Here is a 15,932-nt window from a genome sequence, read left to right on the forward strand (position 1 = left end):
GCTAGCTTCTGCATCTCAGAAAGGGTATTGATATTATTGCAGAGGGCGTATAAACTCAATAGCGTGTTGTTTTTTAGGGACAAATTGCAAGGAATTCAGGGGTATTTCTATAGGGAACTGCTTATTCAAGGAAGTCAAACAACAAACAAGGAGATAAGGGACAAAATGGAACATATGCATGAATCTTATGATGCTCTTTTAGTTGTTTTTTCATATGTCGTTGCCGTTGTGGCTTCTTACACAGTTCTTGATTTGGTCGGAAGGATTACGACATCAACCGGTCGGGTCCGGTGGTTATGGCTCCTGTTCGGTGCGTTTGCAATGGGAATGGGAATTTGGTCGATGCATTTCGTCGGAATGCTGGCTCTTTCCTTGCCTGTTCCAGTTGCTTATAATCTTTTTACAGTTGTGCTGTCAGTCATCGTGGCCATTATTGCTTCATTTATTGCTTTATATATGGTTGGTCGTGATCACTTAACATTACGCCGACTGCTCGGCGGTGGAGTGCTGCTTGCCATCGGAATCTCTTCTATGCATTACATAGGAATGGCTGCCATGCTAATCGATATTTCCTATGACCCTTTTTATTTTATTCTCTCTATAGTCATAGCTTTAGTAGCTTCTGTCGCTGCATTATGGCTGTCATTTTACTTCCGCAAAGGCGGTAAACGCGGTGCGACGTGGAAGAAACTAGGTAGTGGATTAATAATGGGAGCCGCAATTGTAGGTATGCATTATACAGGCATGACGGCTGCACATTTTCATTTGGGAGACAAATCGTTATCAACCTCGGGATTTATTTTGGATCAGAGCTGGCTTGGTTACTTCATCTCAGGAGGAACTTTATTTACGCTAGGGTTATCGCTGCTTGGGATTTATATTTCTAATAAATTCTCTTATAAAGATTCGGAGATTCAGGAGAAAGCTAGTGAAATCTCCGAGATGAATAAGGAGCTGCGGCAGTTAAATGAAAATTTAGAGGAGCTAGTGAAGGAACGCACCGCGCAGCTTGAGCAGGCACATGACGAAGCGATCAAAGCTAATATGATCAAAAGCCAATTTTTGGCCAATATGAGCCATGAATTGAGAACGCCGCTAAATGCGATTATCGGTTACAGCGAGTTGTTGGTGGAAGAGGCGGAGGAGCTTGGCGAGCAGACTTTTGTGGAAGACTTGGGGAAAATCAGAAATGCAGGCAAGCATCTGCTTAATCTGATTAACGATATACTGGATATTTCAAAAATTGAGGCTGGCAAAATGGAAGTTCACATGGAGACCTTTGATATGTCCGGTCTTATTCAAGATGTGATTACCACAGTTAAACCGCTGACGGATAAAAACAACAATAAATTGGAAACGAGCTTGGTGCAAGGTGAAATGACAACCGATGTCACCAAGCTGAGGCAAATATTGATTAATCTGCTCAGTAATGCGAGCAAATTTACTAAAGAAGGCACAATCTCGCTTGACGTTTATCGTGAACTTCGTAACGATCGGACAGGCTACTGTTTTTGCGTCAAGGATACAGGTATAGGAATGACGCCCGAACAAGTGGAGAAGCTGTTTCAGCCGTTCACGCAAGCGGATTCCTCCACGACACGCAAATATGGAGGAACCGGTCTCGGGCTTGCCATTAGCCGCAGCTTCTGTGATTTGATGGGTGGAGCGATTCAAGTTGAAAGTGAAATCGGCTCGGGAAGCCTCTTCACGTGCTGGCTCCCCACTTCTGTGGAGGAAGAAAAGTGGAGTGATGAGGAATTCGTAGAGAGTCAGGGTAACAGGGAAGATAACGGTGGGATCAGCATCCTGCTTATTGATGACGAGCCATTTAATCATCAATTAATGAAACGTTATCTTGCTAACGAAGGCTGGACACTCGCTTTTGCCTCGAGCGGACAGGAAGGGCTTCAGATGGCAAAGAAGCATCGACCACAGGTAATCTGTCTAGATATTCTCATGCCAAGCATGGACGGATGGACGGTGTTATCAGCGATCAAGAACGATCCGGAATTGCAAGATATTCCTGTCGTAATATGGTCCATGACTAATGATAATCACTTGGGTTATGCTCTGGGCGCTTCCGAATTTCTGACGAAGCCGATCAGCAGAGAACAGCTCATTCACGTGATGGATAGATTTGTCTCGAAGCGCACGGATCATACTGTTCTGGTCATTGAAGATGATGCTGCAACAAGCGAGTTGATGGCACGGCTGCTGCAAAAAGAAGGATATGAGGTAACTCAAGCTCAAAGCGGTCGTATAGCATTGGATTTCATGACGAGAGTAACGCCTAAAATGATCTTGCTTGACCTCATGATGCCGGAAATGGATGGTTTTCAATTTGTCGCTGAGGTACGCAAACAAGAAGCTTGGAGTGACATACCGATTGTCGTGGTGACGGCCAAAACGATAACAGCGGAAGATCGATTGAAACTGAATGGCTATGTGAAAGGTGTTATTCAAAAAGGCTCGTTCGAGCATAAATCGTTACTGGATGAAATTCGCCGATATGTTGTTGTGGAACGACAAGAATAGTGATGATCGGAAGAAAGGAGATGAATCGAAGTGCAAACGATACTTCTTGTGGAAGATAATGAGATGAATCGTGATATGCTGTCTCGACGGTTGAGCCGCAAAGGGTTTCAGATTATTACGGCTGAAGATGGGAAGGAGGGCGTGGATTTGGCTATCCGGCAACGTCCCGATTTGATTTTGATGGATTTGAGCTTGCCTGTTATGGACGGCTGGGAGGCAACCCGATTGCTTAAGAACACAGATGAAACGAAGCATATCCCGGTAATTGTCTTAACAGCTCATGCGATGGCGGGAGATGAAGCGGAGGCATACCGGGCAGGATGTGATGATTTTGATACTAAGCCGGTTGTCTTGGAACGGTTGCTAGAAAAAATAAATACGGCATTAGGACAATAATAAGAATATAAACAGATGGAGAAATTTTTATGGAAGCTATGATCGCCAAAATTTTAATAGTAGATGATCAAGAGTATAATGTCAGTCTCCTGGAACGAATTCTAGGAAGAGCGGGATACAAGAAAGTGTATAGCACAATGGATTCTCTTCAGGTTGAACGTCTGCTCACAGAGATTGAGCCAGATATTATTTTGCTCGACCTACATATGCCTGGTATGGATGGGCTTGCGATTTTGAAAATGATTCGCGAGCGGTACGGTCCTGATCACTATCTGCCGGTGTTAATGCTGACTGCTGATTTGACTACAGAGGCCAAGCAGCAGGGCTTGCAGGCAGGCGTTAATGATTTTTTGACCAAGCCCTATGATCGAACAGAAGTGATTCTTCGTATTACCAATTTGCTCCGCACCCGGTTTCTTCACAATCAATTGCAACAGCACAACAATCTATTGGAAGAAAGGGTACGGGAACGAACGAAAGACCTGGAGCAAGCACAAATGGAAATCATGCAGCTTCTTGGGCGAGCGGCGGAATATCGCGATGATATGACGGGTCAGCATACTCAACGGGTAGGTGCGTTATCAGGACAAATTGCAGAACGCATAGGCCTATCTGAGCTGGAGGTCAGTATGATTCGGATGGCTGCCCCCTTGCATGATATAGGTAAAATCGGTATCCCTGATGATGTCTTACTGAAGCCCGGACGATTCGAGCCCCATGAATTTGAGCGTATGAAGTCTCATGCATCAATCGGTTCCAGCATACTAGAGGGGAGCTCGTTTAAACTCCTGAAGCTAGCCCAGCTTATCGCTCTTTCACACCATGAAAAGTGGGATGGTTCCGGGTATCCCCATGGATTGAAAGGAGAAGATATTCCTCTGGAGGCGCGGATTGTAGCCCTTGCCGATTTTTATGACGCATTGACTCATGAGCGTCCATATAAGAGGGCATGGACACAAGAAGAGACGCTTGCAGAGATTAAGGAGCAACGCGGGAAACATTTTGATCCGCTAATTGTGGACGTGTTCATTCAGTGTGTTAGCGAAAAGCCGCCCATTATCTAATAAGCTAGGAAAGGGGCGGAAATCGCAAAACAAACGCTGCGCCGCCGCCCGGCTCGTTATGGGCAGATATGCGGCCACGGCACTGTTCAACGATGGCGCGGGAAATGGCGAGGCCCAGCCCAGTTTCTCCGTTCTTTCCTTTCACAAACCGTTCAAAAAGCTGAGATAATAACGGTTCGGGAATCCCTTCACCGTCGTCGGAAATACCGATGTCAATTCCTTCAGAGTCAGCAGAAGTTTCGATGCGAATCGTTTCCTTGGCATATCGCGTCGCATTGCCCAGGATGTTGATAAGTGCTTGCAGCAGTTTCTCACGGTCCGCATAGATCATTAGCTCTTGACCGTTGCCCGGTCCGGTTGTCTCAATCTGCAAGCCACTCTTCACGAGCAACGGATTAATTCGTTCCAACGCCTCCGCGATCAATTCCCTTACTGAGACACGGTCCATATGGAATATCCCGCCTTCGCTTTCCAGCTTGGCGAGAAGAATCATTTCCGTCACGATTTTTTTCAACCGTTCGCATTCCTTGACGATGACATCCAAGCCTTTATTGGCATGCTCGCCCGTAAAGATGCCGTCCTTGATGCCCTCTGCGTATCCCTGGATTGACATAAGTGGCGTCTTCAACTCATGCGAGGCGTTCTGAAAAAACTGCTTCTGAGTATGCTGGTATTTATCCAATTCGCTAGCGAGATTGTGGACGGCTTTCGCGACTTCTCCGATCTCGCCTCCCGTTTCAATTAACTGAACCTCGGAGAAACGACGCATCTCCACCTTGTTCAATTCTGCTTTCAGTTTCCAGAGCGGTTTGACAAGTCTTCTCGAGATGAGCATGCTCAGAAGGAAAGCGAAGATCCCACCGACGGACAAGATAATCATCAATCGTTCGAATAAGGCGAGCTGCATCGCTTTAATCTTGCTTAGCGGAGCTGTCATGACCGCCGTGACACCCTGCTCGTCAGGCTTCACGCCTGGGATCGATAACGTTTCAATGATATATTGATCGTCTTTTCCTTGCCAGATTCCTCTTGAGCCTAAGGAGTCTTGCTTCGATAATTGCACAAGCTCCGTCGTCGCCTCGCTCGTAAGCGTGCTATAGACCACTTTCTCCCCGGGCGCTATCAATACTGCGTTTGTCATTCCAGTTGAAGACGCTGTAGTGAGGTTTTTTTGCTCAGCCGGTACTTGTGGTACCTGCCCATCATTTTCTTGCGCCGGCAAGAGTGGCATGACTGGAGTCCATTCCATCAGAAGACCGGCTTGATCCCGTAGCTCTTTCCGCTGGTTATCGACCAAAGTGTCGAGCAGCAGCGGATAAATCAGAGCGGCAGTAATCGCCAAAATACATATCAGCAGCAAAGCAAAAGAGAGATGGAACCGATATATCATTTTCATCTTATTGCCCCGTCCTTTCCGTCCGCAGCCGGTAGCCGTGTCCCCACACAGTATCGACCGGAAGCTCCTTTATTTTTCTCCTCAGTCGCTTCACCAGATCGTCGATCGCACGGTCGCTCCCGTAATAATCATCTCCCCAAATCAACGTAAGCAGCTCGTCCCGGGTGAATGCTCGATTCGGTTGCTCGGTCAACGTCTGCAGCAATTTAAATTCCTTAAGCGTCATTTCGACTTCTTCCCGGCGCCAGAAAACGCGCCGTTCTTCGAGGACGAGCCGCAGCTCGCCAACTTCAATCGCGGTATCCCCAGGTAGCGAAGGGGCAGGATTCTCTTGGGCTTGGCGAATCGAGCCAATCCGATGGAACAAGCGGTTCACGCGCGCGATCAATTCTCTCGGGCTGAACGGCTTCGTCAAGTAATCATCGCCGCCGAGCTCGATTCCGAGGATGCGATCGACTTCCTCATCGCGCGCCGAGATCATGACAATGGGAACTTCCGCCTCTTTGCGGATTTGCCTGCACAGCTCGAATCCGCTCATTCCCGGAAGCATGATGTCAAGAATCCACATATCAGGCGGGTCGTTCTTCCATAGCTCTAACGCTTCTTCCGCCGTCGATAACGTCATCGTGCGGTATCCTTCTTTATGCAAATAAGCCTCGACGATTTCCCGGATCTGGGCATCGTCATCGACTACAGCGATTTGATAGGAATTCATGCGGCACCCCCCCCTAACATTTTATCGACCCATTTTACCATACTAGATTCGGCTGAGGCCTGAATTACACACTTTTTCCACATTGCTTTCATATTTACTCCCCCAACTTACTTGTACACTAAGCGAAGTAAGTTAAGCCGTTGTGCACAAATTGTTTACCGGCTCCCGATTGGAGGTTTCTTCATGAAATGGCACCGTCTAGCTCGAAGGGAGTTTCTAGTTGCTCTTGGTTTCCTGGCTCCGAGTCTGGCTGGATTTTCTGTTTTCTATCTTATTCCGTTCGGGCAGAGCATCCTGAACTCGTTTCAGGATGGAATCGGAGGAAGCTTTACGTTGTCCAACTACAAGGAGCTGCTCCTCAGCTCCTCGTTTCAGAAAGCGGCGTCCAACACGTTCTGGTTCACCGCGATCAGCGTACCGATTCTCGTCGCTGTATCGCTCATGCTAGCACTGCTTTTGAATCAGCGTGTATTTTTCCGAAACTGGCTTCGTACCGCTTATGTACTTCCGCTTGTTGTGCCGGTCGCTTCAATCGTACTTGTTTGGCAAATTTTGTTTGATTGGAATGGCGCACTAAATGCTGTGATGGAGCATTTTGGCTATAGCCGTCAAGATTGGATGAAATCTGACTGGGCTGGCTTTGTGATCGTGCTGGTTTATGTATGGAAAAACATCGGATACAACGTCATTCTGTTCATGGCCGGCTTGCAGAACATTCCGGGTCAATATTATGAAATTGCCGATCTGGAAGGGGCAGGTCCTGTTCGGAAGCTGTTCAAAATTACACTCACTTATTTGACGCCGACGACGTTTCTGGTCGTGCTCATGTCGGTACTGAATTCTTTCAAGGTATTTCGCGAGACGTATCTCGTTGCGGGCGCTTACCCGCACGACCGTATCTATATGATGCAGCATTACATGAACAATATGTTTCTGTCTCTCGATATCCAGAAGGTTTCGTCCGCGGCGGTGTTAATGGCGCTTTCCATCATGGTGCTCGTGTTCGTCCTGTTCCGTACGGAGAGGGTTTTCCGCTCCTATATGGAGTAAGCGTAAGAAAGAGGGGAAAGACGTGAAGAAGGAATGGGTCACACAGCTGTTGCGCTCGTTGCTGCTAATCGCCGTCGCCGTCCTGCTGCTGACGCCCGTTGTCTTGACCGTCGTCAGCTCCTTCATGACGGGGCGGGAAATTATAGCGAATTACAGCATGTTAGGCAAAACGGACACGAGTGTATTCGTTAATCTCAAATGGATTCCGGATTGGGTGTCTTTCCAGCAGTACCATAAAGTATTGATTGAGACGCCTAAATTTCTGTATTTGTTCTGGAATTCCGTATATATGGTGGCTCCCATCATCATTGGACAAGCCACTGTGGCAACGCTCGCCGCGTTCGCGCTTGGAAAGCTGAGTTTTTGGGGAAGGGAAGGATTGTTCTTTATCTACTTGATGACGATGCTAATGCCGTTTCAGGTGACGCTCGTGCCTAACTATTTGATGGCAGATCGGTTGGGCCTCCTGAATCATCCCGGATCTATTATATTACCAGGCGTGTTCGGCGCCTTCGGCGTGTTTTTACTGCGGCAATTTATGCTCCATATCCATTCGGCTTATATAGAAGCAGCCAAAATAGACGGAGCGGGATATTTGCGGATATTCCTATCGATTGCGCTACCGATGGTGAAGCCGGGCATTGCCGCACTCATTGTACTTTTGTTCGTCGACTATTGGAACATGGTCGAGCAGCCACTTATTTTTTTGCAGGAAGCCGCGATGCAGCCGCTCTCGGTTTTCCTCTCTCGCCTTCAGAAAGAGGAGTTGGACGTCTCGTTTTCCGTCTCGGTTGTGTATATGATGCCGATGGTGCTCCTGTTCTTAAGTGCGGAGAAATATTTTATCGAAGGAATCCAGCTTTCCGGCGTGAAAGGCTGAGCGAAAGGAGAGTGGCAACATGACACAGCGAAGACAACGAATGGCCGGCCTAGCCTTGGTAGCGTTTCTCCTCGTATTGGCGGGGTTGACGCTGTTTAGCCAAACGCTTCAAACCGCCTTGCTGCCCAAGGTGGCGACAGCGAAGCCGGAAGATAAAAAGCTGACCCATCGCATTGAAGGTAGCGGAATGATCACCCCACGCAAGCAAATCGAGATAAACAGTGATAGTGGCTGGAAGGTGGAGAAGGTGCACGTTCGTAATGACGATCAAGTGAAGAAGGGCCAGGTGCTCGTGACTTTCGACGGAACGGAGGCGCAGCAGCAGCTTCTCGATGCGGAAGATGAGCTGAAGAAGCGGAATTTGACCCGGGAGCTGCTGCAAGAGCAATTTATGGCTGCTCAGCGAGCAGAAGACGCGGAGATGATTCGCAAAGCCAAACGCGATTTGGAATTGGATCGGCTAGACCGGGATATTGCGATGCGGAGAATCGAAACGCTACGCAAAAATCTGACGCAAAAACGCACGTTAATAGCGCCAGTGAACGGCAAAGTGGCGAATCTGCAAGCCGAGGAAGGAATGGGTCTTCCCCCAGGGCAGTCGGTGCTTACGCTTGTGGAAACAGGCGAGGGGTTTCATTTCACCTTCACGGTGGATAAAGAGTCCGCTGATTTGATAAGAAAAAACGAGAAGGTGACGGTCAACGTGGATGATGAAGATAAGCCCAGGCAGATCGAAGGAACAGTCACTGATATTAAAGCGGCTTCCCCGGGAAGCAGTGGAGGAGGGGCTATAAACAAGCCAGATATCAATAGCGGCAATTCAGACGGAGGCAGCAAGGCACAAAAAACGATCGTCGTTGACCTATCGGGAGACGGTCTTCAAGGAGGTGAGTCAGCTAGCGTTAACTTGGAGAAGCCGTTCAAAGATAAGGGGCTCGTCATCAGCAAAAAGTGGCTTAAAAAAGACGGGTCCGGAAGCTACGTGTTCGTCGTTCGCGAGAATCGAAGCTCGCTCGGCAACAAATACACGGTCCAGAAGGCTTACGTGAAAATAGGGAACGGGAACGATGAGGAGATCATCGTGCTCGGAGGCGTTTACTTAGAAGAAGCTATTGTTACGGAGTCGAGCGAACCGCTGCAGGAAGGCAATCGAGTCCGATTAAATTGAGAGGATGATTGATATGAAAAAATTAGGGTTAATAATGATGCTGTCCATTGTTTTGATAATATCCGCTTGTACCAGCAACAACGGAGGCAATCCACAAGGTGAATCGACTGGTGAAAACTCTGGCGAGACGAAGAACGGCAAAAAAACCGTTGTTTTATCTGTTATGACGAATAATCGTTTCTTTGAATCCGCAGTGCGTAAATTTGAAGATATACATCCAGATATTCACATTGAAATCAAGGAATACAAGGCGTCGACTGACGACGGAGGAGGCGGTATGTCCATGCAATCTCTATCGCTGGCAGATATCGAAAAGTACGTTCAATCGGTGACAACGCAGGTTCTTTCCGGCAAAGGGCCCGATCTTATCCTCATGAGTGAACTGCCGCAGGACAAATTTGTAGCCAAAAAATTGCTGGTTGATTTGAACGATCTATTTGGCAAGGACAGCTCCATTGATCGAAATGCGCTTTACACTAACATATTGGAGGCATCTAAGGACGGAGATGGTCTGTATGCCGTGCCACTCTCCTTTTCGCTCGATCTGTTTTCAGGAAATACCGAGATATTAAAGAAGGCAAATCTTTCAATCGACAATAATAAATCATGGAGCTGGAACGAATTTAGGGATGTTATGAAAAAATTGAAAGAAAGCAATCCCGAAATTGACTCTAACCTGGACCCAATGTCGCTGCTCATGGATTATATGGAGGACAAATACGTTGAGCTGGTCGGCCAAGGCAATCCTAATTTTGACTCAGATATGTTCCGCAATATGTTAAAGGAAATTAAGTTGATGTATGACGAAGGCATAATCGCCAAAGAAATGTCTTTCGGTGGCAGTAATTCGGCATTTCAAATGTCGGGCATATATGGCCTCGAGCAAGCGCTGACGATGCGTAAGGGTGTGGATTATTACCAGAAGCCGAGCGCGGCGGGAGATAAGAAGGGTGCACCGTTCAGAGCCAGTTACAGCTTGGGAATCAACAGCAAATCCGAAGTTCAACAGGAAGCATGGGAATTTATATCGTTCTTGCTTTCAGATGAAATGCAAGAGGATCCGAATCTCATGGGAGTGCCGATAAATAAAGCTATAACCGAAAAGAAATTACAGGAAATTTTGCAAAAGCTCGAAAATGGAACGCTGGAAACGATGATTTCGAAAGAGATGCTTCCAGATGTCGAAACGGCGAAAAAACGGATTGAAGTAATCAAGCGGATGCTCCCTGAGTCGGATTTCCGCAGATTCAGCGATATGAAGGTGCTAACGATCGCGATGGAGGAATTCAGTAGCTTTATAAGCGGCCAGAAATCCGCGGAAGAGGTAAGCAAGCTTATCCAGAATCGGGTGAAGACATATTTGAATGAGTAACGGAAGAGAGCAGCAGCGCAGATCAATCTCAGAAGCGTTCCCGATTATGTATTCCCAATATTTCATGCAAGTGTATTATTCCGCCTTCTCGGTCACCAAGAACGACGAGCTGGCACAGGATGCGGCACAAGAAACGTTCTTGAAGGCTTATCGTCATTTCGACTCGTTGGAGCAGCATGAACAGAAAGGGGCTTGGCTCAAGGCGGTTTCCCGTAATGTGGCGATTGATATGTATCGCAAGCAGCGTCGGGAAAATAGGAGCTATTGGGCGTGGCGGGACGCCTGCCGAGGCGAAGTCGACGTTGAACGGACGATCGTAGACCAGGATTTCCTTAGGGGGTTGCTCTCTTCGCTGGAGCCTATCTATCGGCAGTCGTTGCTGCTCGTCTACGAATATGGCTTGACGTATGAGCAGCTCGCTAATTATCAGAAATCGTCGATCAGCGCCGTGAAGTCGAGAGTCCATCGAGCCAAAAAGAAGCTGCGCGTCGTGGCATTGCAAACGGAAAACCTCGTGGGAGTGCCAGAACGTAGTAGTTTGCGGTAAAGATAAGCCAATTGAAGAAGATTGAAAAGGTAGCCGGACGCGCAGATACAAGCGGTCCGGCAACTGTTTTGTCGCTGCTCGTATGTTCGATAATATCTGAATTGTAATAAGAGGAGGAAGATGAAGGATGTCGAGAAGATTTCACACTTTTATTATGGGATTGTTGGTACTGGTTTTGTTTATTCAAAGCAGTGCTATAGCAATGGCCGCGGAAGCAGAAATTTCACGGCTTGTTTTGAGTAGAAATGAGGTAACGCTAGAAGTTGGGGGATCCGCCTCTCTGACTGCAACAGCGGTATATGTTACAGGAAGCACAAGCGATGTGACGATTAAGACAGATTGGAGCAGTAGCAATTCGGATATCGCTGCTGTGTATGCTGGAATAATTACTGCCAAGAAAGAAGGGACGGCGGTCATTACCGCTACCTATCAGGGAAAGACAGTCATTGTAAATGTGGCAGTGAGCAAGAAGGTTAAGGCATTGACTATGGATATTAATGACTTCGATCTACGTGTAGGGAAGGAACAGCAAATAGAGCTAACAGCTATTTTCGAGGATGGGTCAAGTGAAAATGTAACGAAAAAGGCAGCGTGGTCTGTCGATAATTATAGCGTAGCTACTGTTGTGAATGGTTTGGTGACAGGTAAGAAGTCTGGAACTGCTAAAGTCACTGCCAAATACGGTAATCAAAGCCTTACAGTGGAAGCTGCTGTTGAGCTTGCTAGACGAGTTGATATGGAATATGCAGATCTAAATTTATTAATTAATGAAGAGAAGCAAATCGTCTTGAAGGCTACCTATCCTGATGGCTCAACACAAAATGTATCAGATAAGGCAGAATGGAAAAGCAACAATGAGAAGGTAGCGGACGCCATTAAGGGTGTTATTAAAGCATACAGTGCAGGAACTGCGACGATTACAGCTACATATGGAACGAAAATGGCTACTATTAATGTACATGTCGATGCTTCCCGCAAGCTGGAAGCCAACAAGCAAGAGCTGTTCCTGCGTATCGGAAAATCAGAGCAGCTTGAACTGACCTTAACTTATATTGATGGGAAAACAGCTCGTATTACGGATAAGGCAAAGTGGGAAACCTCCGATGACTCAGTCGCATATGTGGTAAATGGCGAAGTGTTCGGTCAAAAGTCGGGTGAAGCAGATATTACAGCAACCTACGGAAACAAAAGCGTGACCATTCATGTGGATGTAGAGGTTCCAAAGCGTCTAGATCTCGATACGAATTCCCTTGATCTGGACTTGAATAAGTCCCGTGAATTAAAGCTTTATGCCACATTTGCGGATGGAACTCAGGAATTGATTACAGACAAAGCTCAGTGGTCTTCTGATAATACGGCTATTGCAGATGTCATCAAGGGCAAGGTAACAGGCTACAAATCTGGTACTACTACCATTAAAGCAGCCTATGGCGGCAAACAGGTGACTGCGGCAGTTAGAGTGGACGTTCCTAATCAGATTGTTCTGAGCAAATCAACGGTGGACATGCAAATCGGTGAGTCGATTACATTGATTTCTAATGCCTATTATAGTGGTGAACGTATAGTGGATGTGTCCGCGCTTGCACAATGGAGCTCATCTAATCCGGATGTAGTTGAGGTCAACAAGGGAACAATAACTGGCTTAAAAAATGGAACTGCGACCATTACAGTGACATATGGCGCACGGACGGCGACTATGGTTGTATCTGTTGGTGTTATTGAGAAGTTGACTGCGAGTCAGAAGAAGCTGTCACTTCGTAAAAATGAAACGTCAGCTATCACCCTGACAGCTGCGTATAAAGATGGTCTTGTGAAGGACGTTACGACGCTTGCGGAATGGAGCTCATCCAAGCCCGATGCTGCGTCAGTCTACAAAGGTCAGATCACCGCTAACAGCTCGGGTACAACAACCATTACTGCTTCATTCGGCAAAGAATCGGTAACCATTACTGTGGATGTGGAAGTAGCAGATAAGCTAACGGCTGATACCTATGCGATAACAATGGAAGTGAACGAGAGTAAGCAGGTTAAACTAACTTCGACGGATAGTCTTGGCAACAAGCTGGAGGTTACGGATGCTGCGGAGTGGTCTTCTTCCTCGAAAACTATTGTAGAAGTCAATGGTGGTTTAATCAATGCGCTTGCTGTAGGCAAGACGAGTGTGACCGCCAAATATGGAGGAAAAACGGTGACAATAACGGTCGATGTTGGCGCTGTGTTGAAGCTGGAGTCGAGCACAGATATATTGACGATGCAGTCAGGTATGACGCAGTCGATCAAATTAACTGCGACGCTACCAGATGGCAGAACGAAAGACGTCACTTCACTGGCAGAATGGTCGACTGGTAACTCTAAGATCGTTTTTGTCTCACAGGGTCTATTAACGGCAATCGCTGTTGGAAAAACGAAAGTAACCGCCAAGTACAACGGCAAGACGGTTAGTATTAGCGTTGATGTCGATCAACTGAAGTACTTGGACATCAATAGAAGCGGCAAGCCTGTAGCACAGCTAACACTAAAAGCTGACCAAGCGATCCAGCTAGAAGCTGTCGCAACATACATGAGCAACTCCGAACGGACGGTCACCACCGATGGGATTTGGAGTTCATCTCAGGTCTTAGTTGCTCATGTTAAACATGGCGTAGTTACCGCGCAAGGAAAGGGAAGCGCAACATTAACAATTAAGTTTGGAAACAAATCGGCAAAGATTCGAATTGTAGTTGAATAGTGTTGTAAGTCGTTTAGGTCTATCGATTATAGTTTTGCGGGGAAGTATCTCCCTACGGTTGCTCCACCCCGTAAAGTGAAGATAAGCTTTGTAGTCATTTCCGATTACTTTACGGGGACCCCGGGTTGAGATCGTGAAATCTGAATGGGTAAACTCGTAACAAGGAGATTTCACGATCTCAAAGACAAACGCTTCGCTCCTACAGGAGATACTTCCCCTCTTTTCTTATCGATTACAGTCAGTATAAATTCAAAAAGAAACCTCTCTTTGGTAAATGGAAGTGTCGAGCAACCATTTAAGAGATGAGGTTTCTTTGTGCATTCAATATGCCAGGACCAGCTTTATACAGTTGATTTTATCCCATTTTTTGTTCAGGAAAACAAAGGAAGACGGCAAATGCTCCAATAAAGCGGGATCTACGTTAGTTTCAGCAGGGCAACAAAATCTCAATTTTCGTGCCTTGCCACACTTTGGATTTTACCTGGATTTCGCCGCCATGACCTTCTACGATGGTTTTGGCGATGCTCATCCCGAGACCGGAGCCATTCGTCGATTCTTCAGTATTCGTTCCTCGGTAGTAGCGCTTGAACAAGTGATGCAGCGTTTCCTCGTCCATCCCTTTGCCATTATCGATTACCCGGATGTATGCTTTGTCGTTCATTTTGCCGACAGAGACGGTGACGATGACGCCAGGCGGGTTATGCTTCACAGCGTTAGATATCAGATTGTCCATCAGCCGTTGTAGCCAAGTTTCATTGCCGTGTACCATTAGAGGAAGCTCATCCCCCACGTAGTGAAACTGGTATTCAGACATCGTGGCGTCGTTGATGTACTTCAGTACGGAGCAGCGCACCAGCTCATCCAAATCGATCTCCCGCAGCTCCATAATCGAATCGCCCTGCTTGAGCTGATGAATCATTGAGAAGTCGGAGATTAGCTCAAGCATATAATCCCCTTTTTCCCGAATCGTCGAGCCCATGATCCGCATCTCCTCTTGGCTCCATTCCTCAGGCAAGCTTTCCAGCATATACCCATAACCTTGGATCGTGGATAGGGGTGTTCGCAGATCGTGGGAAATTCCTGACATCCACTCCGCTTGCGACTTCTCTAGCCGCTCACGTTCCTTCTCGGTTTGCTCCAATTGATGCGTCATCTGATAAAAGGATTCAATTACTTCCCTATAAAGCTTGTAACTGAATCGCATCTTGCCGTTGCGGCGGAACACCTTGCGCATGTCCTTAGCGGTCAGCACTTCGTCGTATTGACCCTTGCGCATGCGTTCGAACCAGCCTGCGAACAAAATCAGCGGTTGACCATAGCGGTAGCCATGCCAGATGGAGAGTGGAACCGCCAAGAGCAGGATTAGACCTGCAAACCATAGGAGTCCACGGGTTGCCGAATCCAGCACAGGATGCTTTAAAGGACCTCCCACTGCATGGGACGTATAAAGGATCCAGGTCATTCCGCTCAGCTTGTCCCGATGGGCGACAATATTCGTGTCATAGTTGCTGGGTGATTGTTGAATGGCCAGAATATCCAGCGGACGATACGCCTTCTGTACAAATGCTTCATCACCTATGCCTTGTACGGTATGACCTGCAGGGTCGATCACCTGCAGATAGCTGCCGGTTTCGCGTAGCAGCTGGTTCAGCAGGGGAATCGTTTTGCTCTGCACCATCCCCTGCTGCCCGTAGGCGTCGAACCAGGCCATAAGCTGCTGAAGATCAGCGTTATGGTAACCCATCATATACAGAAGCGGATCGTTAAAAGCAAAATTCAGCTGAGTGTATACGGCATACGTCCCAAGCATCCGTGTCTCCTGAATATCGAGCAGCTCAGCGATGGAGTAGGAGGCCTGCAACGTAGGATAGGGAGTTGTATTGACTGCGTAAATCACCTTCCCTTCGGAACTGACAACCTGCAGCCACATTCCTTTTTCCTCGATGAACTTGTCCCACTTGGAGGATATCTGAACCGTCCCGTCCTTGGAATACGCTTCTTGAGAGATTAGCTGCAGGGCTCCAACCGGAAAGTTACGGCGCATTTCATTATTCTTCATGTTCTGGAAGTACAGGATGCAG

The 15,932-nt window shown here is 47.3% G+C and carries 12 protein-coding genes; 9 read left to right on the forward strand and 3 right to left on the reverse strand.

The genetic code is table 11. From position 1 onward, the window contains the following. Nucleotides 1-165 precede the first annotated feature (165 nt). Genes KCTCHS21_RS10025 through KCTCHS21_RS10035 form a run of 3 tightly spaced genes read left to right on the forward strand, consistent with a single transcriptional unit; the run spans nucleotide 166 to nucleotide 3,995 of the window. Nucleotides 166-2,535 carry a response regulator gene (locus KCTCHS21_RS10025; protein WP_162309301.1) on the forward strand — a complete coding sequence of 790 codons (2,370 nt, stop codon included), beginning with the start codon at nucleotides 166-168 and terminating at the stop codon, nucleotides 2,533-2,535. Nucleotides 2,536-2,565: 30 nt separating this feature from the next. Next, nucleotides 2,566-2,931: a response regulator gene (locus tag KCTCHS21_RS10030; RefSeq protein ID WP_130607309.1), complete on the forward strand. Its 366-nt coding sequence runs from the start codon at nucleotides 2,566-2,568 to the stop codon at nucleotides 2,929-2,931. Nucleotides 2,932-2,960: 29 nt separating this feature from the next. After that, a complete protein-coding gene (locus KCTCHS21_RS10035) occupies nucleotides 2,961-3,995 on the forward strand; it encodes an HD domain-containing phosphohydrolase (RefSeq protein ID WP_130607311.1) in 1,035 nt (344 codons plus the stop codon). A gap of 4 nt (nucleotides 3,996-3,999) precedes the next feature. Here KCTCHS21_RS10035 and KCTCHS21_RS10040 read toward each other — a convergent pair whose 3' ends face one another. Next, nucleotides 4,000-5,391 (reverse strand): sensor histidine kinase, encoded by a 1,392-nt coding sequence (locus tag KCTCHS21_RS10040; protein WP_130607313.1) that lies wholly within the window; start codon nucleotides 5,389-5,391, stop codon nucleotides 4,000-4,002. Between the two features lies 1 nt (nucleotide 5,392). Then, entirely contained in the window at nucleotides 5,393-6,106 is a 714-nt protein-coding gene (locus KCTCHS21_RS10045; protein WP_130607315.1) for a response regulator transcription factor, read from the reverse strand. A gap of 183 nt (nucleotides 6,107-6,289) precedes the next feature. On the opposite strand from KCTCHS21_RS10045, the gene KCTCHS21_RS10050 reads away from it, so the two are divergent. From KCTCHS21_RS10050 to KCTCHS21_RS10075, 6 genes are all read left to right on the forward strand, one after another. Further along, nucleotides 6,290-7,156 carry a carbohydrate ABC transporter permease gene (locus KCTCHS21_RS10050; protein WP_130607324.1) on the forward strand — a complete coding sequence of 289 codons (867 nt, stop codon included), beginning with the start codon at nucleotides 6,290-6,292 and terminating at the stop codon, nucleotides 7,154-7,156. A 22-nt stretch (nucleotides 7,157-7,178) separates the two neighbouring features. Further along, nucleotides 7,179-8,036: a carbohydrate ABC transporter permease gene (locus KCTCHS21_RS10055; RefSeq protein ID WP_130607326.1), complete on the forward strand. Its 858-nt coding sequence runs from the start codon at nucleotides 7,179-7,181 to the stop codon at nucleotides 8,034-8,036. A 19-nt stretch (nucleotides 8,037-8,055) separates the two neighbouring features. Continuing rightward, entirely contained in the window at nucleotides 8,056-9,204 is a 1,149-nt protein-coding gene (locus KCTCHS21_RS10060) for an efflux RND transporter periplasmic adaptor subunit (RefSeq protein WP_130607328.1), read from the forward strand. Nucleotides 9,205-9,217: 13 nt separating this feature from the next. Beyond that, nucleotides 9,218-10,576 (forward strand): ABC transporter substrate-binding protein, encoded by a 1,359-nt coding sequence (locus KCTCHS21_RS10065; protein WP_157994004.1) that lies wholly within the window; start codon nucleotides 9,218-9,220, stop codon nucleotides 10,574-10,576. Further along, nucleotides 10,569-11,123, forward strand: coding sequence for an RNA polymerase sigma factor (locus KCTCHS21_RS10070; protein WP_130607332.1), 555 nt, complete (start codon nucleotides 10,569-10,571; stop codon nucleotides 11,121-11,123). Before KCTCHS21_RS10065 ends, KCTCHS21_RS10070 begins: the two co-directional genes overlap by 8 nt. Before the next feature lie 127 nt (nucleotides 11,124-11,250). Next, nucleotides 11,251-13,851, forward strand: a complete 2,601-nt coding sequence (locus KCTCHS21_RS10075; RefSeq protein WP_130607334.1) for an Ig-like domain-containing protein — start codon at nucleotides 11,251-11,253, stop codon at nucleotides 13,849-13,851. A gap of 427 nt (nucleotides 13,852-14,278) precedes the next feature. Here KCTCHS21_RS10075 and KCTCHS21_RS10080 read toward each other — a convergent pair whose 3' ends face one another. After that, the gene (locus KCTCHS21_RS10080) at nucleotides 14,279-15,910 is read right to left on the reverse strand and encodes a HAMP domain-containing sensor histidine kinase (protein WP_232058145.1); all 1,632 of its coding nucleotides are present in this window, start codon (nucleotides 15,908-15,910) and stop codon (nucleotides 14,279-14,281) included. Nucleotides 15,911-15,932: the final 22 nt, after the last annotated feature.

The organism is Cohnella abietis, from assembly GCF_004295585.1.
Classification (GTDB): Bacteria; Bacillota; Bacilli; order Paenibacillales; family Paenibacillaceae; genus Cohnella; species Cohnella abietis.

Bases quoted from the DNA above. Each gene is read 5' to 3' on its own strand.
- KCTCHS21_RS10025 (WP_162309301.1), top strand. From the start codon at position 166: ATGGAACATATGCATGAATCTTATGATGCTCTTTTAGTTGTTTTTTCA.
- KCTCHS21_RS10035 (WP_130607311.1), top strand. From the start codon at position 2,961: ATGGAAGCTATGATCGCCAAAATTTTAATAGTAGATGATCAAGAGTAT.
- KCTCHS21_RS10040 (WP_130607313.1), bottom strand. From the start codon at position 5,391: ATGAAAATGATATATCGGTTCCATCTCTCTTTTGCTTTGCTGCTGATA.
- KCTCHS21_RS10045 (WP_130607315.1), bottom strand. From the start codon at position 6,106: ATGAATTCCTATCAAATCGCTGTAGTCGATGACGATGCCCAGATCCGG.
- KCTCHS21_RS10050 (WP_130607324.1), top strand. From the start codon at position 6,290: ATGAAATGGCACCGTCTAGCTCGAAGGGAGTTTCTAGTTGCTCTTGGT.
- KCTCHS21_RS10060 (WP_130607328.1), top strand. From the start codon at position 8,056: ATGACACAGCGAAGACAACGAATGGCCGGCCTAGCCTTGGTAGCGTTT.
- KCTCHS21_RS10065 (WP_157994004.1), top strand. From the start codon at position 9,218: ATGAAAAAATTAGGGTTAATAATGATGCTGTCCATTGTTTTGATAATA.
- KCTCHS21_RS10070 (WP_130607332.1), top strand. From the start codon at position 10,569: ATGAGTAACGGAAGAGAGCAGCAGCGCAGATCAATCTCAGAAGCGTTC.
- KCTCHS21_RS10075 (WP_130607334.1), top strand. From the start codon at position 11,251: ATGTCGAGAAGATTTCACACTTTTATTATGGGATTGTTGGTACTGGTT.
- KCTCHS21_RS10080 (WP_232058145.1), bottom strand. From the start codon at position 15,910: ATGAAGAATAATGAAATGCGCCGTAACTTTCCGGTTGGAGCCCTGCAG.